At 63.8% G+C, this 25430-nt stretch carries 25 protein-coding genes, 2 tRNA genes and 2 pseudogenes; 11 read left to right on the top strand and 18 right to left on the bottom strand.

Annotation, left to right across the window (positions count from 1 at the left end):
* Positions 1-8: 8 nt before the first annotated feature.
* The 10 genes from FNZ07_RS27680 to fdxA form a co-directional block, all read right to left on the bottom strand.
* The gene (locus FNZ07_RS27680) at positions 9-767 is read right to left on the bottom strand and encodes a DUF4088 family protein (protein ID WP_091011548.1); all 759 of its coding nucleotides are present in this window, start codon (positions 765-767) and stop codon (positions 9-11) included.
* Between the two features lie 235 nt (positions 768-1002).
* Positions 1003-1326, bottom strand: coding sequence for an AzlD domain-containing protein (locus FNZ07_RS27675; protein ID WP_091011549.1), 324 nt, complete (start codon positions 1324-1326; stop codon positions 1003-1005).
* Complete coding sequence (locus FNZ07_RS27670) at positions 1323-1994, bottom strand: AzlC family ABC transporter permease (RefSeq protein ID WP_091011656.1); 672 nt, start codon at positions 1992-1994, stop codon at positions 1323-1325. Before FNZ07_RS27670 ends, FNZ07_RS27675 begins: the two co-directional genes overlap by 4 nt.
* A gap of 223 nt (positions 1995-2217) precedes the next feature.
* On the bottom strand, positions 2218-3048 hold the full coding sequence (locus tag FNZ07_RS27665) for a helix-turn-helix transcriptional regulator (protein ID WP_091011550.1): 831 nt from the start codon (positions 3046-3048) through the stop codon (positions 2218-2220).
* 75 nt (positions 3049-3123) lie between these two features.
* Positions 3124-3600, bottom strand: a complete 477-nt coding sequence (locus FNZ07_RS27660) for a CreA family protein (RefSeq protein WP_091011551.1) — start codon at positions 3598-3600, stop codon at positions 3124-3126.
* Between the two features lie 74 nt (positions 3601-3674).
* A complete protein-coding gene (locus tag FNZ07_RS27655; RefSeq protein ID WP_091011552.1) occupies positions 3675-4037 on the bottom strand; it encodes a type II toxin-antitoxin system RelE/ParE family toxin in 363 nt (120 codons plus the stop codon).
* A complete protein-coding gene (locus tag FNZ07_RS27650; RefSeq protein WP_091011553.1) occupies positions 4034-4336 on the bottom strand; it encodes a type II toxin-antitoxin system ParD family antitoxin in 303 nt (100 codons plus the stop codon). The genes FNZ07_RS27655 and FNZ07_RS27650 overlap by 4 nt, the downstream gene beginning before the upstream one ends.
* Before the next feature lie 124 nt (positions 4337-4460).
* Positions 4461-4536: transfer RNA gene (locus tag FNZ07_RS27645), tRNA-Asn, on the bottom strand.
* A gap of 69 nt (positions 4537-4605) precedes the next feature.
* Positions 4606-4681: transfer RNA gene (locus FNZ07_RS27640), tRNA-Asn, on the bottom strand.
* Positions 4682-4793: 112 nt separating this feature from the next.
* On the bottom strand, positions 4794-5117 hold the full coding sequence (gene fdxA / locus FNZ07_RS27635) for a ferredoxin FdxA (protein ID WP_091011554.1): 324 nt from the start codon (positions 5115-5117) through the stop codon (positions 4794-4796).
* A gap of 274 nt (positions 5118-5391) precedes the next feature.
* Between fdxA and pncB the strand changes: the two are divergent.
* From pncB to rmuC, 5 genes and pseudogenes are all read left to right on the top strand, one after another.
* A pseudogene (gene pncB, locus FNZ07_RS27630) lies at positions 5392-6587 on the top strand (nicotinate phosphoribosyltransferase).
* Positions 6588-6677: 90 nt separating this feature from the next.
* Positions 6678-7340 carry a LutC/YkgG family protein gene (locus FNZ07_RS27625; RefSeq protein ID WP_091011556.1) on the top strand — a complete coding sequence of 221 codons (663 nt, stop codon included), beginning with the start codon at positions 6678-6680 and terminating at the stop codon, positions 7338-7340.
* Between the two features lie 85 nt (positions 7341-7425).
* Positions 7426-8850 carry a sodium:proton antiporter gene (locus tag FNZ07_RS27620; protein WP_091011557.1) on the top strand — a complete coding sequence of 475 codons (1425 nt, stop codon included), beginning with the start codon at positions 7426-7428 and terminating at the stop codon, positions 8848-8850.
* A gap of 67 nt (positions 8851-8917) precedes the next feature.
* On the top strand, positions 8918-9907 hold the full coding sequence (locus tag FNZ07_RS27615) for a 2-hydroxyacid dehydrogenase (RefSeq protein ID WP_091011558.1): 990 nt from the start codon (positions 8918-8920) through the stop codon (positions 9905-9907).
* Entirely contained in the window at positions 9904-11391 is a 1488-nt protein-coding gene (rmuC, locus tag FNZ07_RS27610) for a DNA recombination protein RmuC (protein WP_091011559.1), read from the top strand. Before FNZ07_RS27615 ends, rmuC begins: the two co-directional genes overlap by 4 nt.
* An 82-nt stretch (positions 11392-11473) precedes the next feature.
* On the opposite strand, the gene FNZ07_RS27605 is transcribed toward rmuC, so the two are convergent.
* The 6 genes from FNZ07_RS27605 to FNZ07_RS27580 all read right to left on the bottom strand — a co-directional run bounded on the left by FNZ07_RS27605 (position 11474) and on the right by FNZ07_RS27580 (position 18847).
* Positions 11474-11971, bottom strand: coding sequence for a GNAT family N-acetyltransferase (locus FNZ07_RS27605; RefSeq protein ID WP_091011560.1), 498 nt, complete (start codon positions 11969-11971; stop codon positions 11474-11476).
* Positions 11971-12246 (bottom strand): hypothetical protein, encoded by a 276-nt coding sequence (locus tag FNZ07_RS27600; protein ID WP_091011561.1) that lies wholly within the window; start codon positions 12244-12246, stop codon positions 11971-11973. The genes FNZ07_RS27605 and FNZ07_RS27600 overlap by 1 nt, the downstream gene beginning before the upstream one ends.
* A 58-nt stretch (positions 12247-12304) precedes the next feature.
* On the bottom strand, positions 12305-13600 hold the full coding sequence (moeA, locus tag FNZ07_RS27595) for a molybdopterin molybdotransferase MoeA (protein ID WP_091011562.1): 1296 nt from the start codon (positions 13598-13600) through the stop codon (positions 12305-12307).
* A gap of 85 nt (positions 13601-13685) precedes the next feature.
* Entirely contained in the window at positions 13686-14300 is a 615-nt protein-coding gene (gene mobA / locus FNZ07_RS27590) for a molybdenum cofactor guanylyltransferase MobA (protein ID WP_091011563.1), read from the bottom strand.
* An 18-nt stretch (positions 14301-14318) separates the two neighbouring features.
* Positions 14319-15425: a GTP 3',8-cyclase MoaA gene (gene moaA / locus FNZ07_RS27585; RefSeq protein WP_091011564.1), complete on the bottom strand. Its 1107-nt coding sequence runs from the start codon at positions 15423-15425 to the stop codon at positions 14319-14321.
* Positions 15426-15565: 140 nt separating this feature from the next.
* On the bottom strand, positions 15566-18847 hold the full coding sequence (locus tag FNZ07_RS27580; RefSeq protein WP_091011565.1) for an Rne/Rng family ribonuclease: 3282 nt from the start codon (positions 18845-18847) through the stop codon (positions 15566-15568).
* Between the two features lie 731 nt (positions 18848-19578).
* On the opposite strand from FNZ07_RS27580, the gene FNZ07_RS27575 reads away from it, so the two are divergent.
* From FNZ07_RS27575 to FNZ07_RS27560, 4 genes and pseudogenes are all read left to right on the top strand, one after another.
* Positions 19579-20607 carry an RluA family pseudouridine synthase gene (locus FNZ07_RS27575; RefSeq protein WP_091011566.1) on the top strand — a complete coding sequence of 343 codons (1029 nt, stop codon included), beginning with the start codon at positions 19579-19581 and terminating at the stop codon, positions 20605-20607.
* Positions 20608-20686: 79 nt separating this feature from the next.
* Positions 20687-21346 (top strand): HAD-IIIA family hydrolase, encoded by a 660-nt coding sequence (locus FNZ07_RS27570; RefSeq protein WP_091011567.1) that lies wholly within the window; start codon positions 20687-20689, stop codon positions 21344-21346.
* Positions 21343-21761 (top strand): annotated as a pseudogene (locus tag FNZ07_RS27565) (Rieske (2Fe-2S) protein). The gene FNZ07_RS27570 and the pseudogene FNZ07_RS27565 overlap by 4 nt, the downstream one beginning before the upstream one ends.
* 23 nt (positions 21762-21784) lie before the next feature.
* A complete protein-coding gene (locus FNZ07_RS27560) occupies positions 21785-22789 on the top strand; it encodes a S49 family peptidase (RefSeq protein WP_091011569.1) in 1005 nt (334 codons plus the stop codon).
* A 33-nt stretch (positions 22790-22822) separates the two neighbouring features.
* Here FNZ07_RS27560 and FNZ07_RS27555 read toward each other — a convergent pair whose 3' ends face one another.
* Both FNZ07_RS27555 and FNZ07_RS27550 read right to left on the bottom strand, forming a co-directional pair.
* Positions 22823-23542: an SAM-dependent methyltransferase gene (locus FNZ07_RS27555; protein WP_091011570.1), complete on the bottom strand. Its 720-nt coding sequence runs from the start codon at positions 23540-23542 to the stop codon at positions 22823-22825.
* The gene (locus FNZ07_RS27550; RefSeq protein WP_091011571.1) at positions 23539-24156 is read right to left on the bottom strand and encodes a Maf-like protein; all 618 of its coding nucleotides are present in this window, start codon (positions 24154-24156) and stop codon (positions 23539-23541) included. The genes FNZ07_RS27555 and FNZ07_RS27550 overlap by 4 nt, the downstream gene beginning before the upstream one ends.
* A gap of 227 nt (positions 24157-24383) precedes the next feature.
* Here FNZ07_RS27550 and FNZ07_RS27545 point away from each other — a divergent pair, with 227 nt between their 5' ends.
* Both FNZ07_RS27545 and rpmF read left to right on the top strand, forming a co-directional pair.
* Positions 24384-25025 (top strand): DUF177 domain-containing protein, encoded by a 642-nt coding sequence (locus FNZ07_RS27545; protein ID WP_091011572.1) that lies wholly within the window; start codon positions 24384-24386, stop codon positions 25023-25025.
* Positions 25026-25141: 116 nt separating this feature from the next.
* Positions 25142-25321: a 50S ribosomal protein L32 gene (gene rpmF, locus FNZ07_RS27540; RefSeq protein WP_091011573.1), complete on the top strand. Its 180-nt coding sequence runs from the start codon at positions 25142-25144 to the stop codon at positions 25319-25321.
* The last annotated feature ends 109 nt before the right edge of the window (positions 25322-25430 follow it).

The raw sequence follows: 25430 nt of genomic DNA, 5'->3' as shown, positions 1-25430 counted from the left end.
GGGCGTGTTCAGCGTGACGGCCGCTGCGTGCGTGTAGGCGGCGACGTAAAGAAGTTGCGCAGCCAGGCGGCGAGACGCGCGAATATATCGTAGGGTTCCTCGACGAAAATTTCCGGCTTGAGCAACCGCAGATACTCCATGATCTGCTGCGCTTCCTGCTTCTGGAACGAGCCGTGCGCGATGCCAAGGCGCAGCAGTCCGCGCAATTCGCCGAGCTTTTCGCGCGCCGCGCTGCCTACGCTTGCTTCACACGCGACCTTCGCCTCGTACACCCGCTGCCGCAGCGATTCAGCAAGCCGCCATGCAGGCGTCTGCATGGTTTCCTCGAGCGTTTGAATATCCTGTGCCGCCGATTTGATCTGCGTGGCGAGTGGATCGACCATCAACGCGTCGCCCTGCGCTTCCTCGACGATCGCTGCCGCCCAGCTGCGGGCCTGCTTCGCGAGTTCTTCGGGGGTCCATTCGGTGCGCACGGCAAAGCCGAAACCGAATTCGGTTGCCTGTCGCATCAGGATCGCGACGACGTCCGGAAACTCCTTGCCGAGCGTGCGCTTGGCCCATGCGTACTGACCGCCCGCGAGCATGCGCTGCACCGCGTTTTCGGTCAGCGGCACCATGTTGTCGAGCAGCTTCGCCCGCAAAAAATCCTCAAACGGCGGCGTTGCGAACTGTGGATCGAGCTTCAGCGACACGCGCAGAAACGCTTCGAAATCCTTGCGCAGCGACGCGATGGTTTCGTCCTTGAGTGTAAGGATGATCTGACCCATGTCTTATCCCGTGTGGTCGTCCGCGCGCGACACCGCTGGGAAGCTGTGGTCCGCCCTTTCCTCGGGAGCGAAGCGCAGCGATGCCGGTGCGGTGACATTCTGCTTCCCGCGCGGGTCGCGAAGACGAGCGCGGGAACGCGAGTCCGGTGTGCGGACTACGACGGTATATCGGCGGGATGGCGGAAAACTTGAGCGGGATGGGTGTGCCTGAAAGTATCTGAGCGCGCCCGCCCGGTTATCGAAGTACTACGCCTTGCCACAGGAAGAACACAGCGAGGCCGACTGCGATAGTCAGCAGCGGGCGGCGCGTGAGCGCACTGACGACGATCGCCGCGAGCGCACCAACCAGCTGTGGATTGCGCCAGGTCAATTCGGCCTCGGTGCCGTGCGGCGAGACGGCCATCGGCACGATGATCGCGGTCAGCACGGTGACCGGCACGAAGCCCAGCGCCGTGCGCACGAGCGGCGGGAAAACGAGCCGGTCGCCGAGCAGGAAGACCGTCGCGCGGATGATCCAGGTGATCAGCGCCATGCCCAGAATCAGGATCACGTAGTTCATTGGCTGACCTCCGTAGTTTGCTGACCCAATGCGCTGCGACGCGACAGCAGCACGCCGACCACGACGCCGGCGAATACCGCGCCGAGCAAGCCGAGCTTGTACGGCCAACCCTGCCAGAAGAACGCGAGCGCACCCGACGTTGCCGCGGCGGCGACATAACGAATCGCGACGAGTTGCGGCACGACGATCGCGATGAAGGTTGCGACCATCGCGAAATCGAGGCCGAGCGACTGCAAGCCCGGAAACGCCGCGCCGAACAGCAGGCCGGCGAGCGTCCAGATCTGCCAGTTGATATACATCGACAGGCCCGAGCCCAGAAAATAGTACGGGCCGACCGTCCCCGGCGGATGTAGCCGGTAGTGCGCCCAGGCGACGGCGAAGACCTCGTCGGTGAGCAGGCCGCCGAGGGTCCAGCGCCAGCGCATCGGCAGATGGGCGACGTGCGGAGCGAGCGTGGCGCTATACAGCATGTGGCGCAGATTCACGATCAGCGTCGTCGCCCAGACCACAGCGAAGCCCGCATGACCGGCGATCAGCCCGAGCGCGATGAACTGCGCCGAACCGGCGAATACGACGAGCGACATCAGTTGCCCGTGCCATAGGTGTAGCGGGCCCGATGCGACCAGCGTGCCGAAGATCACGCCGAACGGCGCAGCGCCGACGAGCATCGGGACGGTATCGCGTGTACCGGCGGTGAATTCGCGAAAGCGGTGGGTTTGAGTCGATTGGGTCAATCTGTTCTCCTGTCCCAGCGAGCATAACGGTGCGGGACGCGGGTGCGCTTGTACGTTCTTGCGGTATGGGCGGTGTATGTGCGCGGTGCACCGAGGGCCGGCGATGCGCCGTAGCGCGAGAACCGTAGCGCCGGGGGGGAGGCCGGTCGGTTCTGTTTCAGACGCCTTGCCAGCGTCCGGGCGGCACGCCGAACATGCGCCGGAAATGCCGCGTGAAATGGCTCTGATCGGTGAAGCCGCTGGCCGCCGCGACGTCGGCGACTGATGTGCCCGCCCGCAACGGCGCGAGCGAGCGTTGCAGGCGGACCTGATTGCGCCAGGCGTGCGGCGGCAGACCCGTGGTCTGCGCGAAAAGACGCGCGGCGTGAAACGGCGACAGGCCCACGGCGTCGGCGAGTTGCGCGAGTGTCAGCGGAGCGGTGAGGTCGCCGGTGAGGCAGTCTTTCATCGTGGCGACGCGGTTGTCGTCGGAACCCGCCGATTGTGCAGCGGCCCGCGTGCGTCCGTAGCGCACGAGCAGCATCGACAGTGCGTCGAGCAACGCGGCTTCGGCGGCGAGCGGATCGGCGGCGTTTTCTTCGAGCAGATGATGGGCGCGCCGCAGCCGGTCGGCGAGGACCGGGTCGCGGATCACGCCGGGCTCGAACCACGGCAGCGGTTGTACGCGGCCGGAGATATCGGTGGCCAGATCGTGGATGAAATCGACCGGCACATACATCACGCGATAACGCCAGCCGGCCTCGACCGCACGCGCGCCGGTGTGCAGTTCGCCGGGGTTGATGACCGGCACGCTGCCGGCCTCGGCGACATAGTGCGTGCCGCGATAGTCGTAGCACTCCGCGCCGGCCTCGATCACCGGGATCGTATAGGCGTCGTGCCAGTGCGGCGTGAACGCGTGATCGCGATATTCGGCGGTGACGAGATCCGCGCCGGGCAGAAGCGGCGTGCGCCAGTAGCGGGCGGAATCGCGGAAACGGGTGACGGTCATGATGGCAATCCGGCTTGGCCTGCCAGTTTAGCGCGGGTTTTAGCGCGGCTGCGTGGCCGCATGACAGGGCAGTGCCTACTTCATCGGGATGGTTGTGCCCGCCGGCAGCGGCACGGCCGTGACGCTGTTCTTCGCACTGCCGGTCGCAATCCGGTCGCTATAGGTCAGATACACGAGCGTATTGCGTTTCGCATCGACGACGCGCACGACGTGCAGCGTCTTGAACACGAACGACATGCGTTCGGTGAACACGTCGTCCTGCTGCTTGAGTGACCCGTTGAAATGGATCGCACCGATCTGGCGGCAGGCAATCGACGCTTCGGTCGGGTCTTCGGCAAGGCCGAGCGAGCCCTTGATACCGCCGGTGCGCGCCCGCGACACGTAGCACGTCACGCCACCGACGAGCGGATCGTCGTACGCCTCGACGACGACACGGTCGGAGCCTGTGAGACGGAAATTGGTGTTGACGCTCGCGACTTCCTCGCCGTGGGCGTACGGCATCAGCAGCGCTGCGCAGGCGGCGAGCGGGATGATCGAGAGGATGGATTTCATGGGAAGGGCGGGTTGCCGGTTGGGAAAGCCGTCATCCTATACCAGCGGTATGGCGGCGATCTGCATGAGCAGTGTCACTCGGCGTCAGCGTCGGGTGACACGTGTTGCGACAGGTCCATCGCTTCGTGAAGAATTCGCATCACGTCGATCGTGCGCTTATGCCGCGCCGAAGTACGAAACATGATGAAGTGCCGGCCCTTGCGTTGCCTGCGAGCGACGTGAAGCGTTAGCAGTCCGCTGGCAATGTCGTCGCGTGCTGTTACACCGCTGAGCGCGGGGCCAGCGGTCAATTCCTGCAAGGCACTTGAGAGCGTCTGGGCATAGACGCGCGCCTGGCTCCTGCCGAATTGTTCGGCTGTCCAGCGGATGATGTTGCTGAAATCGCGTTCGGCGGATCCCGCCAGGCGAACCGTCCAGCTCACTACTTTGACGGTCATCGGGCGGTCTTCGGCCTGGCTGCCGGTGCGAGTGCGTCTTCAGCAAGGCGGTCGAGATGGTGGCCCAACTCCTGCGCCGAACCGAAGCTGCGCAGCCTTCCTGCCTCGATGTCGGAAAGGCCAACGTGCGCGGCGTCGCGCAATGCCTCGAGCCGGGCCCGTGTCTCAGCTTCCTCGCGTTCCACAAGGCGCAGACCCTCGCGCAACACTTCGCTGGCGTTTTGATAACGGCCCGATTGGACCAGGTGATCCACCAGGGCTGTCTGATGATCTGTCAGTACGACGTTGCGGGTCGGCATGACGGGGCTTCCGAAGGAATGACGATTGGCAGATTATGCCATCGTAAAACGGAAGCGGGTAGACGATATTTGCGACGTCCGTTAACGCAAAAAGGCCTGTCAAAAGACAGGCCTTTCAGAATCTTGGCTCCTCGACCTGGGCTCGAACCAGGGACCTACGGATTAACAGTCCGGCGCTCTACCAACTGAGCTATCGAGGAACAGCAATACAACGCTTCACAACATAGACACAAAAAAGCCCGTTCTGATTAACGGGCCTTTGCAATTCTTGGCTCCCCGACCTGGGCTCGAACCAGGGACCTACGGATTAACAGTCCGGCGCTCTACCAACTGAGCTATCGGGGAACAACAACAGCGAAGAAGCGAAATTGTAGGGGGCGCTACAGGACCTGTCAATACCCAAGGCATTCCGGGGCACAGACGCGCGGCGCTACCGCGCCTGCGGGACAGGCGACGCTTAGCGCTCGAGAAGCGCCAGCTTGTCCTTCACATCCTTGAATTCGTCGGCTTCGGGCAGCGGCAGCTTGGTCTTCGTAATGCTGGGCCAGCCCTTCGCGAGCTCCGCGTTCAGTGCGGTGAAGTCCTGCTGGTCGCCAGGGACGTCTTCTTCCGCGTAGATCGCGTTCACCGGACATTCGGCGACACACACGGCACAGTCGATGCACTCGTCGGGATCGATCGCGAGAAAGTTGGGACCTTCGCGAAAGCAGTCCACCGGGCACACGTCGACGCAGTCGGTATAGCGGCATTTAATGCAGCTTTCGGTCACAACGTGGGTCATTCAGGCAACTCCTGCATGCAATATCGGGGCGGCAAAACGGGGCCGAAATGCCAAAGGCGCTATTGTAACGTAACCCGAAATCCCGTATCACGCATTGGCCCGGGGGTTTTATACCGATTGGTGATTAGTTTATGGGTGGCCGCCGTGCACCTGGCGGCTACACCGTCCGCGCAGCCGCATTCGGGTAACATGGGGCGATTGGCGCGCGAGAGGCGGGCCGCAACGAACAGGTCTCTTCAAGGACTGCCGGCATCAGCCGACCGGTGTGCACACCATGATCATTACCTCGCTGCTCGATACCGATCTCTACAAGTTCACGATGATGCAGGTCGTCCTGCATCATTTCCCGGCCGCCAGCGTCGAATACCGTTTTCGCTGCCGCACGAAAAACGTCGATCTCGTGCCGTATGTCGCCGAGATCCGCGAAGAAGTGCGCAAACTCTGCGAACTGCGCTTTACCGGCGACGAACTCGACTACCTGCGCAGGATGCGCTTCATCAAGGGCGATTTCGTCGAATTCCTTGCGCTGTTTCATCTGAACGAAAAGTACATCTCGATCACGCCGTCGCCGAAGAACAACGGCGAGATCGACATCGAGATCAAGGGCCGTGGCTGCATACGATCCTCTTCGAGATCCCGGTGCTCGCGATTGTCAACGAGGTTTACTTCCGCAACACGCAGCAGCATCCCGATTACAGCGAAGGTCGCGAACGTCTGCGCGAGAAGATCAAGCTGCTTGGCGCGCGACCCGAATTCGCCGATTGCAAGATCGCCGATTACGGCACGCGCCGGCGCTTCTCGAAGCAGTGGCACGAAGAGGTGGCGCTCACGCTGAAAGAGGGGCTCGGCGAGCAGTTTGCCGGCACCAGCAACGTGTTCTATGCGATGAAGCACGGCCTCACGCCGCTCGGCACAATGGCGCACGAGTATCTGCAGGCTTGTCAGGCGCTTGGCCCGCGGTTGCGCGATTCGCAGATCTACGGCTTCGAGATGTGGGCGAAGGAGTATCGCGGCGACCTCGGTATCGCGCTGTCCGATGTGTATGGTATGCAGGCGTTCCTGCGCGACTTCGACATGTATTTCTGCAAGCTCTTCGACGGTGCGCGCCACGACTCCGGCGATCCGTTCGACTGGGGCGAGCGGCTGCTCAAGCACTACGAAGACAATCGCTGCGATCCGCGCACGAAGGTGCTGGTGTTCTCGGATGCACTCGATATTCCGAAGGTTCTGCAGCTCTACGAGCGGTTTCGCAACCGCTGCAAGCTCGCGTTCGGCGTCGGTACCAACCTCACCAACGACCTCGGCTACAACCCGTTGCAGATCGTCATCAAGATGGTCCGCTGCAATGGCCAGCCGGTCGCGAAGCTGTCCGATTCGCCGGGCAAGAACATGTGCGACGACAAGGCGTATCTCGCGTATCTGCGTCAGGTGTTCGGGATTGCCGCGCCGGTCGAAGAAGCGGAGCAATAGCGCACGCGATCGCGCATTTGCGCAACGCGCCGCCGGTATAATTTTCGCGTGAAGGAACCCCGTTATACCGCTATCGAACCAGGACTTCCCATGGACACATCGACTGCCCGCCGTAACATTCTTGCGCGCATCCGCGCGGCGCAGGGGCGCGAAGGCGAGCCGTCCGATGCCGAACGCGAAGCCGCCGTCGACTATCTGACGCGTCATCCCGAAGGCCCGCGTCCGGAGTTGCCCGGCGACCTGATCGAGCGCTTCATCGTCGAAGCACGCAAGATGGCGACCACGGTCGATACCGTCGACACCATGAACGATGTGCCCGCCGCCGTACAACGTTATCTCGTCGAGCACGACTTGCCGGTGCAGGCCATCGCGTGGCAGACACTGCAAGACCTCGCCTGGGCCGACGCGGGCCTTGAGGTCGAATTCCGCAAACCGCAGGATGCCGACAAGGTCGGCATCACCGGCTGTTTCTGCGCGACCGCGGAGACCGGCACGCTGGTGCTGTTGTCGGGGCCGCAAACCTATGCATCGGCGGGACTGCTGCCAGAGACGCACGTTGCGATCGTACCGGCTTCGCGCATCGTGGCAGGACACGAAGAGGCGTTCGGCCTGATTCGCAGCGAACGCGGCGAACTGCCGCGCGCGGTCAATTTCGTCTCGGGCCCGTCGCGCACCGGCGATATCGAGCAGACCATCGTGCTCGGTGCGCATGGTCCGTATCGCGTCCATGCGATCGTCGTGCGCGACGCGTGAGCCGAGTTTTCAGCTTCTTCCGTTTTTTCGCCGTAGCCGGCGGTTACCTGCTGCGAGCGACCTTTCAACCCGACAGGATGTACCTATGAAACGACATGCCGTCCTGGCATGCCTCGCGTTCGCCGCCGCATGCGCGGGGTGGCCGCAACTGGCCGCCGCTGCGACGCTCGATGGCGCGACGCTGTCCGCATGGTGGGCTGCACCGTTCGCCGGCATGCTGCTATCGATCGCGATCTTTCCGCTCGTTGCGCCGGCGCTCTGGCATCACCATTTCGGCAAGGTATCGGCGGCGTGGGCCGTGGTGTTCCTCGTGCCGTTCGCTTTTGTCTTTGGTACGGGCACGGCATTCGGTTCGCTGGTGCACGCGCTGCTCGAGGAATACGTGCCGTTCATCGTGCTGCTCACCGCGCTGTACACGGTGGCTGGTGGCATTTGCGTGCGTGGCAACCTGCGCGGCACGCCGCGGCTAAATACGACGATCCTCGTGCTCGGCACCATGCTCGCGAGCATCATGGGGACGACCGGTGCCGCCATGCTGCTGATCCGTCCGCTCCTGCGCGCGAACGACAATCGCAAACACGTCGTGCATGTCGTCGTGTTCTTTATCTTTCTGGTGGCGAATGCAGGTGGCTCGTTGTCGCCGCTTGGCGATCCGCCGTTGTTCCTCGGTTTCCTGAATGGCGTGGGTTTCTTCTGGACCACGCAGCACCTTGCACTGCCGATGCTCTTTGTTTGCGTCGTGCTGCTCGCAGTGTTTTACGCGATCGATTCATACTATTTCCATCGCGGCGAGGAGCAACGTCCGGCCGCGCTCGATCCGACGCCCGACGCGCCGAAGCTTGCCATCGACGGCAAGATCAACTTCGTGCTGCTCGTCGCGGTGATCGCGCTCGTGTTGATGAGCGGTCTGTGGAAGCCCGGCATCGAGTTCGATGTGTTCGGCACGCACGTCGCGTTGCAAAACGCGCTACGCGACGCGGCGCTGATCGTCGTCACGCTGGTCTCCCTTGCCGTGACGCCGCGTGCGGCACGCACCGGCAACGACTTCAACTGGGCGCCGATCGAGGAGGTCGCGAAACTGTTCGCGGCGATCTTTGTGACGATCGCGCCGGTGATCACGATCCTGCGCGCGGGCGAGGCCGGCGCGTTCGCAGGCATCGTCCATCTCGTCAACGACGTGTCCGGCGCGCCGCGCGACGCGATGTATTTCTGGGCAACGGGGATCCTGTCGTCGTTTCTCGACAACGCGCCGACTTACCTCGTGTTCTTCAACCTCGCGGGCGGCGATGCGCAGACGCTGATGACCACGGGCGCCACGACGCTCGCAGCGATTTCCGCGGGCGCCGTGTTTATGGGCGCGAACAGCTATATCGGCAATGCGCCGAACTTCATGGTGAAGGCGATTGCCGAATCACGCGGCGTCCGAATGCCGGGTTTTTTCGGCTATCTTGCATGGTCAGGGGCGATATTGATTCCGGTGTTTCTCGTTACCGGCTGGCTGTTTTTCTGAATTCGGTTGATAGCGTGTGCGCGTGCCGACAGGTGGCTATGTGCAGCGCAGTTTCTGGAGCGATGTAATGCAGAAGATTCTGGTTGCGCGTCCGATTTTTCCGGACGTGATCGAGCGGCTCAAACAGTATTTCGACGTCGACTGGAACAACGGCGATGTTCTTGGCGCAGATGAATTTACGCGGCGACTCGCGGACTGCGACGGCGCCCTGACGGCCGGCGACCCGGTCGGAGCGGCCGTGCTGGCCGCGGCACCGCGTCTGCGGGTGGTGTCGAACATGGCGGTCGGTTACAACAACTTCGACATGAACGCGTTCAATGCGGCGAACGTGCTCGGCACGAACACGCCGGACGTGCTGAACGAATCGACCGCCGATTTCGGCTGGGCACTGATGATGGCGACTGCGCGACGAATTGCGGAGTCGGAGCACTGGCTGCGTGCGGGCCACTGGCAGAAGTGGGCCTATGACGGTTTTCTCGGCACGGACGTGTACGGCGCGACGCTCGGTGTTATCGGCATGGGGCGTATCGGCCAGGCGCTTGCGCGCCGTGCGCGCGGCTTCAACATGCGCGTGATCTATCACAACCGTTCGCGCGTTGCGCCGGCCATCGAAGCCGAATTGAACGCGCAGTACGTATCGAAAGAAGCGTTGCTGCAACAAGCCGATCACGTGGTGCTCGTGTTGCCCTACACGAAGGAAAACCATCACACGATCGGCGCTGCCGAACTCGCGCTGATGAAACCCACCGCCACGCTGACTAACATCGCACGCGGCGGCATCGTCGACGATGCCGCGCTGGTCGACGCGTTGCGCGCGAAGCGTATTGCGGCGGCCGGGCTCGATGTCTACGAAGGCGAACCGAAGCTCAACCCCGCGTTGTTGACCGTGCCGAACGTCGTGCTCACGCCGCATATCGCGAGCGCGACCGAATCGACCCGCCGCGCAATGGCCAATCTTGCCGCGGACAATCTGATCGCGGCGCTCGGCGTCGGTCCGCAAGCGGGGCATCCACCGAATCCGATCAATCCCGAGGTGCTGGGGAAGGCGCGCGCATGACCATGACTCTCGTAGGCGCGATCGTGATCGTCGCGCTCGCCGTGGCGCTCGTTATAGCGCTGCTGATCCTGATGCGCGGGGCAGGGCGTTCGCGCGAGGACGCGCGGCTCACCGAACTCGGCGAACGCGCGGTTGCCGCAACCGACGCGCAGACGCGCGCGTTCGAACGGCTCGAACGCGAACTGCGCAGCGAAATTGTCGACACCGCGCGTACGTCGCGTACCGAGCTGAGCGGCGGCTTTGCGCAGTTCCAGCAGACGCTTGCCGCGCAACTGACGAGCATCGCGACTGTGCAGAACAATCAGATCGACGGTTTTGCGCAGCAGCTCGTGAAGCTCACCGAGACCAATGCACAGCAACTCGAAGCGGTGCGCCAGAGCCTGCAACTGCAGGCCCAGCATGCGCGCGACGAACAGGGCTCGGCGTTGAAGCGCTTCGGCGACACGCTGACGCAACAACTCTCGCAACTGACCGAAGCGAACGATCGCCGCTTCGGCGAAGTGCGCGCGACGATCGAACAGCGCCTGAAAGACATCGAGACGAACAACGCGACGAAGCTCGAAGAGATGCGCCGCACGGTCGACGAGAAACTGCACGCAACGCTCGAACAGCGTCTTGGCGAATCGTTCAAGCTGGTTTCCGATCGGCTGGAGCAGGTACATCGCGGGCTCGGCGAGATGCAGACGCTGGCCGCGGGCGTGGGCGACCTGAAGAAGGTGCTGACCAATGTGAAGACACGCGGCACGTGGGGCGAAGTGCAGCTCGAGGCGCTGCTCGAACAGTTGCTGACACCCGATCAATACGCGAAGAATGTCGCGACCGTGCCGAAGAGCAATGAGCGTGTCGAGTTCGCGATTCGTTTGCCGGGCAACACATCGGCGGATGGCGTGCCTGTGCCCGTATGGCTGCCGCTCGATGCGAAATTTCCGCGCGAAGACTACGAGCGCCTGATCGATGCACAGGAGCGGGCAGACCCGGTTGCCGTCGAGGAAGCGTCGCGTGCGCTCGAGGCGCGGGTGCGCGCCGAAGCACGCTCGATTGCGGAAAAATACGTGTCGCCGCCGCACACCACCGACTTCGCACTGCTCTATCTGCCAACCGAAGGGCTCTACGCGGAGGTGCTACGTCGCACGGGCCTGACGGATCTGCTGCAACGCGAGTATCGCGTGACGATTGCCGGGCCGACGACGCTCACGGCATTGTTGAACAGCTTGCAGATGGGCTTCAGGACACTCGCGATCGAGAAGCGCTCGAGCGAAGTGTGGCAGGTGCTCGGTGCGGTGAAGACGGAGTTCGGCAAATTCGGCGACGTGCTGGCGAGAACGAAGTCGCAGCTCGAAACCGTCACCCGGTCGATCGAGGCCGCCGAGGTGCGCACGCGCGCAATGGGCCGCAAGCTACGCGACGTCGAGGCGTTGCCCGGCGAGCAGGCGAGCGGTCTGCTAGGCGATGCGGCGAGCGGGGCCGATGCGGATGAGTCGTAAAGATCGCTTTCCGTGCCGCTGAAACAAGCATGAGCCGCGTGGATAGGCCATATGCCACGCGGCGTTCAAACCGCTAAACGATTCAGCGGGTCTTGCGCGGGGCGCTTGTCGCGAGCGCATCGAGCGCGGCCCCGGTCATCCGGACAACGCGCCAGTCGGGCAGCACGGTGGCGCCCATCTTCTGATAGAAATCGATGGCCATCTGGTTCCAGTCGAGCACCGTCCATTCAAAACGTCCGCATTCGCGCTCCACAGCCAGTGCCGCGAGTCGCTGCAGGATCGCGGTGCCGAGCCCGCTGCCGCGTTGCGACGGCTGCACGTACAGGTCTTCCAGATACAGCCCGCGCCTGCCGACGAAGGTCGAGAAGTTATGGAAGAAGAGCGCATAGCCGACGATGCTGCCGGCATCTTCCGCGACCAGCGCTTCCGTCAACGCCCGCGCACCGAACAGCGCATCGTGCAAGCCCGCTTGCGTCACGGTCAACAGATGCGTGAGCTTTTCGAATTCCGCCAGTTCGACAATCAGCGCGTAGATCGCACCGACATCGGCGGGGGTGGCCGCGCGGATTGCGGCAGCCATTACGCTTCCTCGGGTACGTCGCTCAACTGGATCTCGATACCGCCGAAACGCGATGCCACCCAGTTGTAGGCGTGACATGCAATCCACAGCAGCACGAAACCGAGGATCGCATTCAGCAGCAACGCGCTGAACACCGTACTCAGTTCGAGCGACCCGTAACGGAAGAAGGCCAGCAGGGCACCGATCAGCACGATCGGTACGCTGAAGGTCAGATAGACGAGAATCAGCGCCTTGGCGGTCGGTCCCGGTGCAATGTACGAGAGCTGTTTTTTCATGTGAGTCCAACTCGTTGGTCGAGGTAGTTGCGTGAAAAGTAATGCATGAGCGTGCTGATCAGACAAGGCCGTCGAACAGCATGATATCGACGGTGTCTCCCGTGTCGATATTGGTCTGTTCGTGCGCGAGCACGATGAAGCAGTTGGCTTCGCTCATCGAACTGAGCGCGCCTGAACTTTGCGAACCGGTCGGCACGACGTGCCACTGGCCTTTCGTATCCCGCTCTGCGATGCCGCGCTGATACTCGGTGCGTCCCGCGCGTTTGCGGATCGCTGTGCGGCTCGTCGCGGTGATCAACGGTACCGGCTGCGGTGTCGCACCGGCCATGGCAAGCAGCGCTTCGCGCACGATCTGATAGAACGTCACCATCACCGCGACCGGGTTGCCCGGCAAGCCGAAGAATAGCGCGGGTCGTCCGGCGCCGGGCCGTTCGCCCGACCAGATGCGACCGAACGCGAGCGGGCGGCCCGGTCGCATCGCGAGGCTCCAGAACGCGACATCGCCAAACGTTTGCAGCAGCTTGCGCGTGAAATCTGCTTCGCCGACCGAGACGCCACCCGATGTCAGCACGACGTCGGCGTTCGACGCCGCATCGCGTAGCGCGGCTTCGAGTGCGGCCGGTTCGTCGCGCACCACACCGAGATCGAGCGTCTCGAGATTCAACCGGCGCAGCATTGCGGACAGCGTGTGCCGGTTGCTGTCGTACACGCAGCCTGGTGCGAGCGGTTCGCCGAGCGAGCGCAGTTCGTCGCCGGTCGAGAAGAACGCGACGCGCAAACGCCTCCGCACCGGCACGTCGCCAATGCCCAGCGATGCGAGCAGACCAGCATCGCCGGCACGCACGATGCGCCCGGCATGTAGCGCGACGCTGCCGCGCGCGAGGTCTTCGCCGGTGCGTCGACGGTTTGCGCCGGCGTGCAGTGCATCGGTGGGGAAGTGGATCGTCTCGCCTTCGCGGCTGACGAGTTCTTGCGGCACGACCGTGTCGCAGCCGGCGGGCAACCATGCGCCGGTCATCACACGCACGCAGGTACCTGCTGCGACCGTGCCCGCAAACGGATGTCCTGCGAGTGCCTTGCCGGTCACCTTGAGCGTCACGTCGTCGGGCGCGCTGATGAGCGCCGCACCGTCGAATGCGTAGCCGTCCATTGCCGAGTTGTCGTGCGCGGGAACGTCGATCGGCGACACGATGTCTTCGGCCAGTACGCGGTCGAGCGCATCGTGCAGCGACACGTGTTCGATCTCAGTGTGCGGCGTGGCCCATTGACGCACGATTGCCTGCGCGGCATGGACCGGCAGGGCATCTGGGTCGTACTGGTCGACGCAACGGGAGAGATCGTCAGGCGTGGTCATGAATCGGGAGCGTCGCGGCCGGAAGCGGTCCGGTGACTTGCCGGGGCCTGTACTGGCGGTGTGCTGGCGAGTGGCCTGGAGAGCCTCATGAACGTTCGAGGTCGGCGAGTTCTTGTAACGAGTTCACATTGTAGAACGCGCGCTCGTCATCCAAGACGACTTCGACCGCCGTGTGGCGCGCGTACCACGCGCGCACCTTACGTTCGCCTGCTTGCAGAAAGGCGGCGAGATCGTCGGCCAGCGAGGTGCGCAGCAGCGCGAATACCGGATGAACCGAACGATGTCCGTGGGCGTCGATGGTCGCGACTGTGGCGATATCCGCGTGTGCTGCGTCGAGCGCCTGCGCGAGACGCAGCGCGAGATCGGTGGGCAGGTTGGGGGTGTCGCACGGTGCGCTGAGGACGAATGCGGTTTCGGCGCTTTGCAATCCGGCCAGCAGTCCCGCGAGTGGCCCGGGGAAATCGGGCAAGGTATCGGTGACGACGCGCGCCCGATACGCGGCGCCCAGTTCCGCATAACGCTCGAGGTGACGGTTCGCGCTGATCAGCAGCGGACCGGTTTGCGGCGCGAGCCGCTTCAGCACGTGGGCTGCGAGCGGCTCGCCGTGCAGCGGCTGCAAGCCCTTGTCGACACCGCCCATGCGTGTACCGCGGCCGCCTGCGAGCACGAGGCCCGTGATGTGCGCGGTATCGATGGTCATGAGTGTGAGACGACGGCGTCAGCCGCCGATGTACGACATTTCGACGCGGCGTTCGTCCGCATCTTGTGCCGCGGCGCTGCCGCGCAACTGCGAGTAGCGGTCGCTGCGCTGGTGCCAGATCTGCGCGACGGCGGTGGCGATCTCGGCATCGCTTGAGCCGTTGCGCACGAGCGCGCGCAGATCGTGTCCCGCTGAGGCGAACAGGCACAGGTACAGCTTGCCTTCCGTCGACAGACGCGCCCGCGTACACGACCCGCAGAACGCACGCGTGACACTCGAAATGACGCCGATCTCGCCGCCGCCATCCACATAGCCCCAGCGTTGCGCGGTTTCAGCGAGGCTGTGCGCGTCGAGCGGCGCGAGCGGGAAGTGCGCGGCAATGCGCGCAACCACGTCTGCCGAAGGCAGCACTTCCGTCATGTTCCAGCCGTTCGAGGTACCCACGTCCATGTATTCGATAAAGCGCAGCACAGCGCCGGAATGACGGAAGCGGCGCGCCATCGGAATGATTTCGGCATCGTTCGTCCCGCGCTTGACGACCATGTTGATCTTCACGGGCGCGAGCCCCACGGCCTGTGCGGCCGCGATACCTTCGAGCACGTCGGCGACTGCAAAGTCGGCGTCGTTCATGCGACGAAACAGCGTGTCGTCGAGTGCGTCGAGGCTCACCGTGACGCGCGTGAGACCTGCGTCTTTCAGGCTGCGTGCCTTGCGCGCGAGCAGTGAGCCGTTGGTGGTGAGCGTCAGATCGAGCGGGCGACCGCCGGGCGTGCGCAGCAGCGCCAGCCGTTCAATCAGGAATTCGAGGTTCTTGCGTAGCAGCGGCTCGCCGCCCGTGAGGCGGATTTTCTCGACACCGTGCGCAACGAAGATGCGCGCGAGGCGCTCGATCTCTTCGAACTTCAACAACGCGCCGTGCGGCAGGAACGGATAGTCCTTGTCGAACACCGCTCGTGGCATGCAGTAGACGCAACGAAAATTGCAGCGATCCGTCACCGAGATGCGCAGATCGCGCAGCGGCCGCGCCAGCGTGTCGTGAAGCACGCCGTTCGGCGCCAGGGCAGGACCGTCGACAACCGGCACTGCGCTGACATCGGTAAGAGGGATGATGCGTCGGGAGGACATGATGATTTCGTTGGGACTCAGGCGCTCATTCTAGCGGAACGCTACTTCTACGGCTGTTGGGGCGAACGCGCGACCTGCGGGCAAGAAAAAGCCCGCCGGGAGGCGGGCTTCTTCACTGCGTCGGCCGCGGGTAGTGCAACTTAGTGCTGCGACTTGCCCGTTTCGACCTGTTGCATCGGCGCGGTATCCAGCGGCGGCAGCGGCTTGCGCTCGCGTACCGCCCGTGCTGGCTTGACCACTTGCGCGGCGGCGTCCTGCGACGCGCGCAGCTTGCCGGCGTCGGTATTGACCCACACCAGGCCCGCGCTTTCGAGCATCGGCTGCAGCGTTTCCGCCGTCAGGCCGTTGCGTTGCGGTGCCGGTTGCGCGGCCTGCGGTTGCGGTGCGCGGACCGGCTCGGCGACGGGTTCTGCTACCGGTTGCGGTTCGGCGGGGGCCGAGAAAGCCACGGGTGCCGGTTCCGGCGTCGGTTGAGCGAACTCTACCTGTACAGGCTGGCTTGCAGGAGCTGCAGGCGCTTCAACGACTACGGCCGGCGCAGCTTCGCTGGCGACGAACGACGATGCCGTTTCCGTCACCGCCGGTGCGGCTTCGACAACAGGCGCTACGACGATCGGTGCCACCGGAGCTTCGACCGGCGCCGGAGTCGGCTCGATCGCTGCGGCCACGGCCGGAGCCGGTTCTTCCTGCGCTGCGGCTACGGCCGGGGTGGCTTGTGTTTCCACGACCGGGGCGGCGCTTTGCTCGAAGGCTTGCGGCGCATGCGTCACTGCAACCGGCTCAGCGGCTTGCACCGGTGTTTCGGCGGCATGTGCTTCGCTCGCGACAACGGTTTCCGTGGCGACAGCGGCAGCGGCCACTGCCACTGCGGCCGGTTGGGCAACCGGCGCTTCATGACGACCGACCTGTTCCGGCGCACGTACGGGCGTTTCCGTCACGACACGGGTCACCTGACCCTCGGTTTCGCCGCCCGCCTCGGCCACATCGGCCGCGTGGTTGACGTTGACGTTTTCGCCGGCGTTTTCATTGACGTTTTCGCTGCCGTTTTCGTCTTCACGCTCGCGACGACCACCGCGACGGCCGCGACGGCGACGACGACGCTCTTCGCCTTCACGCGTCGTCGCTTCCTGATCGATCGGAGCCTGGCCTTCGCCGGGCGCCGCTTGAGCTGCAGCAAGCGCTGCGGCGTTCAGGGTTTCGTCCTGGGTTTGTGCTTCTACGGCTTCGGGCTGCTGTTTGCGGCGCTCGCCACGCTCGCCGCGTGGTTGCCGGTCACCACGTTCCTGCCGGTCGCCACGTTCAGCGCGCGGGGCGCCTTCGGTAGCTTCGACGCGTTCGGTACGATCCTGACCGCGTTCGGTCCGCTCACCACGGCCTTCGCGGCCCTCACGACCTTCACGTTGATCGCGACCACCACGTGCTTCGCGCGGCTCGCGGCTTTCACGTGCTTCACGCGGCTCACGGCTTTCACGTGCTTCACGGCCTTCGCGCGGTTCGCGCTCTTCACGGCGCTGCGGTTGCTGTCCCGGACGGTTACCGGCAGCGTTTTCGCCGCGCGGACCTGCGCCGCCACGACGATTGCGATTACGGTCGCCACTACGCTCACCACCGCGTTCGGTGCGCTGTTCGCGGGCCGGACGCGCCGGTTTTTCGGCCGGTGCGGGGGCCGGAGCCGGTGCAGCCGGCTGCACGCCGAACAGATTCTTCAACCAGCCGATGAAACCGCCTGCAGCCGGTGTCACCGCGACCGGAGCCGGCGTCGGTGCCGCTGCTGCCGGCCTGGCCGCAGCGCTCGGCGCCGGCTTTTCCGGCGTGATGCCCTTTACCACGGCTTCCTGCTTCGGCTTCACTTCCTCGGTGCGCTTGCTGTAGCCGGTTTCCGACTCCAGTTCGTGCGCCGCTTCTTCAGCCATCTTCCACGAAGCACGCGGCTCGTCGAGGCGCGTGTCGTCGTGACGCAGGCGCTCGAGCTTGTAGTGCGGCGTATCGAGATGCTTGTTCGGGATCAACACGACGTTGACCTTGAAGCGCGATTCGATCTTGTTGATTTCCGCGCGCTTTTCGTTCAGCAGGAAGGCGGTCACTTCGACCGGCACCTGGCAGTGGATTGCCGCGGTGTTTTCCTTCATCGCTTCTTCCTGAATGATCCGCAGCACTTGCAGCGCGGACGATTCGGTATCGCGGATGTGGCCCGTGCCGTTACAGCGCGGGCATGTGACGTGGCTGCCCTCGGACAGCGCCGGGCGCAGCCGCTGGCGCGACAGTTCCATCAGGCCGAAGCGCGAGATCTTGCCCATCTGGACGCGCGCACGGTCGTGCTTGAGCGCGTCTTTCAGGCGCTGCTCGACGTCGCGCTGGCTCTTCGCCGATTCCATATCGATGAAGTCGATCACGATCAGGCCGCCCAGGTCGCGCAGGCGCAACTGGCGGGCGACTTCGTCGGCGGCTTCGAGGTTCGTGCGCGCGGCCGTTTCCTCGATGTCGGCGCCCTTGGTGGCGCGTGCCGAGTTCACGTCGATTGCGACGAGCGCTTCGGTGTGGTCGATCACGATCGCGCCACCGGACGGCAGCGGCACCGTGCGGGAATAGGCGGTTTCGATCTGGTGTTCGATCTGGAAGCGCGAGAAGAGCGGCACATCGTCGTGATACCGCTTCACCTTGCTGACATTGTCCGGCATCACGATATCCATGAAGGCGCGCGCCTGGTCATGGATTTCGGTCGTGTCGATCAGGATTTCGCCGATATCCGGCTGGAAGTAGTCGCGAATCGCGCGGATCACGAGGCTCGATTCGAGGTAAATCAGCATCGGCTGACCGTTCGAACCGCTTTGCGACGCGGCTTCGATAGCGCGCCACAGTTGCATCAGGTAGTTCAGGTCCCACTGCAGCTCTTCCGCGCTACGGCCGATGCCGGCCGTGCGGGCGATGATGCTCATGCCTTCCGGCAGTTCCAGCTGCGCCATGGTTTCGCGCAGTTCCTGGCGGTCGTCGCCTTCGATCCGGCGCGATACGCCGCCGCCGCGCGGGTTGTTCGGCATCAGGACGAGGTAGCGTCCGGCCAGCGAGATGAAGGTGGTGAGGGCTGCGCCCTTGTTGCCGCGCTCTTCCTTTTCGACCTGGACGATGAGTTCCTGGCCTTCGCGCAGTGCGTCCTGGATGCGCGCAGAGCGCATTTCGACGCCGTCGCGGAAGTACTGGCGGGCGACTTCCTTGAACGGCAGGAAGCCGTGCCGGTCTTCGCCGTAGTTGACGAAACAGGCTTCGAGCGATGGCTCGATGCGGGTGATGACGCCCTTGTAGATATTGCCTTTGCGCTGTTCGCGGCCGGCAGTTTCGATGTCGATGTCGATGAGTTTTTGCCCATCGACGATGGCGACGCGCAGTTCTTCCTGCTGCGTCGCATTAAACAGCATGCGTTTCATTGAACGGCTCCAGAGCGGCTTGCGCCGGCCCACCGATGCGCTGCGGTTGTCAGTCGCAGCAACGGTGAGGGCGGCGGCGCGCCGCACCTTATTGTGTTGTCACGGGCACGCTGGAGCTGGAACGTTGGCGGGAGAATTGCCTGAGAGGGCCCCGTCCGGCTGAAAATGGACGCGGTGCCGCAGGGCACATGCGAATACGGCTTCAAATAACGGCACAACACGCCGCGGTTGTCTGGCAGCCTGCAGTTCGCGCCTTCTGCGTCTGCCGGCGCGCCAACTGGGCGCAAAACCGGAGCCACGAAGACCGCGGCTATGCCGCGTGCAGGAAGCTTGCACAAAACGCCCGACTTCCCACCTGGGTGTCTCGCCTCATTTTGACGACGCCATGTTTCGCATTCATTCGCGAAACGCTACGGGCGCACGCCGTATTTTCGCCACTGGCCGACTCGTCCCGCGGCAGCTTCCGCTGCCCGCCGACGACGCCCGCCAGTTAAATTCTTTTTTACCAAAGTTCCGTTACCGTCGGAGCCGGTCCTGACCGAACGCGCCTGTGGGCGCCGTCCCTGCCTGGCATTGGGTTCCGTGCGTGCAACTTGTTGCATCTCAATTTCAGGGTGAGCAACCCGCCCCGGCACAAGTAAAATACGCCTTTAACGCTTGCACCTGCGCAGTCTGTCCGGCTACCGGCGATGCGCCGGCCACTGCAGACTGCTGGGCAAATTATATTCAGAATGAAAGAGTTAGGCAAAATTTCCCAGAAATCGGTCGCAGGTGACCAGGTCTCGATGCTCGAAATCGACGAGGATACGGCCGGCCAGCGCATCGACAATTTCCTGTTAAAAGTCTGTAAAGGTGTGCCCAAAAGCCATATTTACAGAATCCTGCGCAGCGGCGAGGTGCGGGTCAATAAGGGCAGAATCGATGCGCAGTACCGGCTCGTTTCCGGCGATATCGTGCGCGTGCCGCCCATCCGGGTGGCGCAGCCGGAAGAACCGGTCGTGTCGTCGAACGTGCCCGCCGCCCACTTTCCGATCCTGTTCGAGGACGATCACCTGCTGGTAATCGACAAACCGTCGGGCGTCGCTGTGCATGGCGGCAGCGGGGTCGCGTTTGGCGTGATCGAGCAGTTGCGGCAGGCGCATCCGCAGGCCCGATTCCTCGAACTGGTGCATCGGCTCGATCGGGAAACCTCCGGTGTATTGATGCTCGCCAAGAAGCGCTCGGCGCTGGTGGCGCTGCACGAGCAGATTCGCGAGAACCGCATGGATAAACGGTACTATGCGTGCGTTCAGGGCGAATGGGCGAGCGACTGGGGCCGCCGGCGCATCGTCAAGGAGCCGCTGCACAAGTACTTGCTGCCGGATGGCGAGCGACGGGTGCGGGTGCAACCGGACGGCCTGCCGTCGCATACGGTGTTCAATCTGGTCGACCAGTGGCCCGGCTCCGGCTACGTGCTGCTCGAAGCGGAACTGAAGACCGGCCGTACGCATCAGATCCGCGTGCATCTGGCGCATCTCGGGCTGCCGATCCTCGGCGACGCAAAATATGGCGATTTCGCGCTGAACAAGGCGCTTGCGCGTGCCGATGCGCGCCCGGGCCTGAAGCGGATGTTTCTCCACGCTTACCGGCTCAAGCTCACGCACCCGGCCACCGGCGCGACGCTACAGTTCGAGGCGCCGTTGCCGGCCGATTGCCGGCGTTTCGTCGATCAGTTGCGTGCATTGCGTGACCAAAGCGATGCAAGCGGCGCCGGTCGATGATCGTGCTGCTTGCCGCCAGCCCGGCGGGGCGTCGATCCGTCATTCCCATCCCACTTCCTGAAAGCGAGACGAACCCTGCATGGCTCGACAGCAATTTGACCTGATCGTCTTCGACTGGGACGGTACGCTGATGGACTCGACCGCCCACATCACGCGCAGCATCCAGTCCGCGTGCCGCGATCTCGGCCTGCCGGTGCCTGCCGATGAAGCCGCCAGCTTCGTAATCGGCCTGGGCTTGCGCGATGCGCTGCAGATCGCGGCACCGACGCTCGATCCGGCCGACTATCCACGCCTCGCCGAGCGCTACCGCTTTCACTATCTCGTGAAAGATCAGACCACCGAGCTCTTCGACGGCGTGCCCGCGATGCTGCAAGGCCTGCGCGATGAGGGTTACCTGCTTGCCGTGGCGACCGGCAAGAGCCGCGTCGGACTGAACCGCGCGCTCGACCAGGTGCGTCTGACGAGCCTCTTCGACGGAACGCGCTGTGCCGACGAAACCTTTTCGAAACCGCATCCGGCGATGCTGCACGAACTCACGCGCGAACTGGGTCAAGATCCGGCTCGAACCGTGATGGTCGGCGACACGACGCACGACCTGCAGATGGCGATCAATGCCGGTATGTCCGGCATCGGCGTCACCTACGGCGCGCATCCGGCTGCGACGCTGGCTGCGCTCGAACCGAAATTCCTCGCGTCCGATGTGGCGTCGCTGTCCGTCTGGCTGCACGACCACGCATGAATGCCGACGTGACCCGAACGAGCGATCCGACTGCACAGGCCGAGCCGGTGCGTGTGTGCGCCGCGGCAGAGCTCGTCGACGGCGGGGCGGGGTGCGGCGCGCCGCAACCTATGCCGGCGGCGAAGCGGTCGTGTTCTTCGTGCGCTACGACGGCCGTGCGTATGGTTACCTGAATCGCTGCGCTCACGTGCCGATGGAGCTCGACTGGGTCGAGGGCCAGTTCTTCGAATCGTCCGGTTTATACTTGATGTGCGCTACGCACGGAGCGATCTATCAGCCGGACACCGGAAAGTGTGTCGGCGGTCCGTGCCGCGGCGGCCGGCTGCGCGCGGTCCAGGTCGACGAGCGCGATACGCCGGAAGGCCCCGCGGTGTTCTGGCTGCCCGATGGCGATCTGCGCCCGGCAACCTCCTGAAATCCTGACTTCCTCTGCGACGCATGTCCGACAATCTCACTCCTGGTTCCAATCAATCGTCCGACCCGAGCCGTCAACCGGGCGCCACCTCCGAGCCCGGCTGGGAACGTGCGGCGCTCGAGCGCATCGCGCTCGCCGCGATCAGCGAGCAACGCGCGGCACGGCGCTGGAAAATCTTCTTTCGCTTCGTCGCGCTCGGCATCGTGCTGTTGCTGGCGTGGGGGATCTTCGATTTTTCGGGCGACAAGGTTACGTCGACCGGCCGTCATACGGCGCTTGTCTCGCTCGACGGCGAGATTTCGTCCAGCACGAACGCCAACGCCGACGACATCAATTCCGCGCTCGATAGCGCCTTCGACGACGCGGGCACCGCGGGCGTCGTGCTCGCCATCAACAGCCCGGGCGGTAGCCCGGTGCAGGCGGGCATCATCAATAGCGAGATCCAGCGGTTGCGTCACAAATATCCGTCCATTCCGCTCTACGTGACGGTCGGCGATATGTGCGCATCGGGTGGCTACTATGTCGCGGCCGCCGCCGACAAGATCTATGTCGACAAGGCGAGCATCGTCGGTTCGATTGGTGTGCTGATGGACGGCTTCGGCTTTACCGGGCTGATGGACAAGCTCGGTATCCAGCGTCGCCTGCGCACGTCGGGTGAAAACAAGGGCTTTTTCGACCCGTTCTCGCCCGATACGCCGAAGATGGACGCGCATGCGCAGGAAATGCTCGACCAGATTCACCAGCAGTTCATCGATGCGGTTCGTCAAGGTCGCGGCAAGCGGCTGCATGAGACGCCAGATACCTTCTCCGGTCTCTTCTGGACCGGCGAGAAAAGTGTCGAACTGGGGCTGGCTGACGGTTTTGGCAGTACCGACTTCGTTGCGCGCGAAATCATCAAGGCGCCGGACATCGTCGACTACACCGTGAAGGATAGTTTCACCGACCGGGTCGCACGCAAGTTCGGCGCGGCGGTCGGTAGCGCCGCGATGCACGCGATGGTGCTCGGCGGCAAGCTGAATCTGCGTTGAATCTGCGCTGACCGTGTCCGGTCAGCGCTTCTTTTATACCGCCAGCAGCAGGAAAATCGCCGGCCGCTTGTGTAGATCGAGCGCCGGCGTTTTTTTCCAGTCGCTGACCGCGCGGCTCACAATCGTTTCGCTTGCAAGCGTCAGATCGACGGCGACGCAGACGCGCGTCGACGGCGCGCAACTCGCGAGCAGCGTATCGAGCAGGGCGCGGTTGCGGTAGGGCGTTTCGATGAAAATCTGCGTCTGTTGCGCCTTGCGCGATTGCTGCTCGAGATCGCGCAGGCGTTTTGCGCGCTCGGCGGCATCCACCGGCAGATAGCCGTGGAACGCAAAACTCTGGCCATTCAGGCCCGAGGCCATCAACGCGAGCAGGATCGAACTCGGACCGACAAACGGCACGACCTTGACGCCGCGTTCATGCGCGCGGCGCACGAGCAGCGCACCCGGATCGGCTACTGCCGGGCAGCCGGCCTCGGAAACGAGCCCCGCGTCAGCCCCCGCGAGTATCGGCGCGAGCAAACGGTCGATCTCCCCCGCAGGCGTATTCACGTTGAGTTCGCGGATCTCGATCTCCTGGATCGGGCGCTCGGTGCCGATTTTTTTCAGGAACGCGCGCGTTGTCTTGGCGTTCTCGCCGATGTAATAGCCGAGCGCCGCGGCCCGGCTGCGCACCGGCGCGGGCAGGACGGCCGCAAGCGCGTCAGCGTCGCCTTCGCCGAGCGTATTCGGGATCAGATAAAGCGTGCCGCTCATTGCGCCCCCAGCAGTGGATAGCCGGCCGCGAGCAGCATGCGCGTCAACGCGATCAGCGGCAGGCCGACGAGCGCCGTCGGATCGTCGGATTCGATGGCGTCGAGCAGCGCGATGCCGAGCCCTTCGGATTTGGCGCTGCCCGCGACATCGTACGGGGTTTCGGCGTGCAGATAGGCGTCGAGCGCGGCGTCTGGCAGATTCCGGAACTGCACGCGCGTGACGACATCGAGCGTTTGGGCGCTGTCGGTACGGCTGTCGAACAGGCACAGCGCGCTATGGAACAGCACTTCGCGGCCGCGCATGGCTTGCAACTGGGCAAGCGCATTGGCGTGCGAACCGGGTTTGCCGATCTGCCGATCGTCGTAGGTCGCGACCTGATCGGAGCCGATGACGAGCGCAGCCTGTCGTCCGTCGAGACCGGCCGCAACCGCGCGTGCCTTCGCCTCGGCAAGCCGCAGCGCGGTCGCGGCGGGTGATTCGCCGGCTAAAGGAGTTTCGTCGATGGCGGGCACGACGACGTCGAACGGGACCCGCAGGCGTTCGAGCAGCTCGCGGCGATAGCGCGAGCTCGACGCCAGAATCAGGCGGGGCGGGTGTTCAGGGGAATCTGGCATGGCAAATCGACGGCTGGAAGGGCGGGCCGCACGGCACGGTGTGCGTGCGGGCTTAAGTGTTTGACTCGAAACGACAAAACGGATATAGTTTCGGGCTTTTCGGCGGTACGGCTTTGCTCGCTCGCGGATTTGAAGTACTTTGTATCGTAATTTCAAATTTCGGACTGGCGGTGAGGCGTACCTCGCCCGGTTTTCGCTGACATCCTAGGCAAGAAGCAGGAGTGCACATGACTCAAAATCCTGGCAAACCTGCGGGTCTCGCCTCGCTGCGCGAACTCGATCTGTTCGAATTCGCGCGCAGTGGGCGGCAGGCGGCGGGTGTGCTGCGCGTCTCGCAACTGCCGCGCATGTTAAACGAAGTCCCGGCGGATGCACCAGATCGCGACACCGCGTTCACGTGGCAGGCCGAAGGGGCGACGCAGCCGGAATTGCAGGATGACGGCACCGAGGGCCCCCAGCCTTATCTGCGGCTCGCGGTTCACGGTGCCGCGTGGTTGGGCTGTCAGCGGTGCCTCGCGCCGTATGAGCAGGCTTTCAACGTCGATGCGACGTACCGGATCGTCAACACGGAAGCTGAAGCTGAAGAGTTTCCGCTCGACGAGGATGATGTCGAGGTGATCGTGGGCTCACGCCAGTTCGATCTCGTCGACCTGATCGAGGAAGAGTTGCTGCTTTCGATGCCGCTCGTGCCCACGCACGATGTCTGCCCGGAAGTGCATGAAAGTCTGGTGTCGGGCGTCGGTGGGGCAGAAGACGAAGCCGATGAAGGCGGGAAGGATGAAGTCGAGGGCGGCGAGCCCGAGCGGCCGAATCCGTTTGCGGCGCTGGGTGCGCTCAAGCGCAACGATCCCGACGGCGAGAAGCACTGACAGGAACAGGAAGTACCCAGGGTTGCAGGTAGCGCGATGCGGGGCGCTGGCCATTCGGCCAGTGGCGATGGCCGGGTCGGGCTGTGTTAGAATTCGGAAAATTTTCAGGAGTTATCATGGCAGTTCAACAGAACAAGAAGTCGCCGTCGAAGCGCGGCATGCACCGTTCGCACGATTTCCTCAACGCCGCACCGCTGGCCGTTGAACCGAGCACGGGCGAAGTGCATCTGCGTCACCATGTCAGCCCGAATGGCTATTATCGCGGCAGGAAAGTCGTCAAGACGAAGAACGACTAATCGCTTGATTGCGTTGCGCCCTCCGGCGTTTCGCGTGGCGATCGGTTCGCTGACCTCGCTTGACATTTCCCCGGCTCGGCAAAAACGCGGCATTCACTGCCGCTTTTTT

Origin of the sequence: Paraburkholderia megapolitana (genome assembly GCF_007556815.1) — a bacterium.
GTDB classification, from domain to species: Bacteria; Pseudomonadota; Gammaproteobacteria; order Burkholderiales; family Burkholderiaceae; genus Paraburkholderia; species Paraburkholderia megapolitana.
Note: the sequence above shows the minus strand (reverse complement) of the source record. Positions and strands in the feature narration are given on the sequence as shown.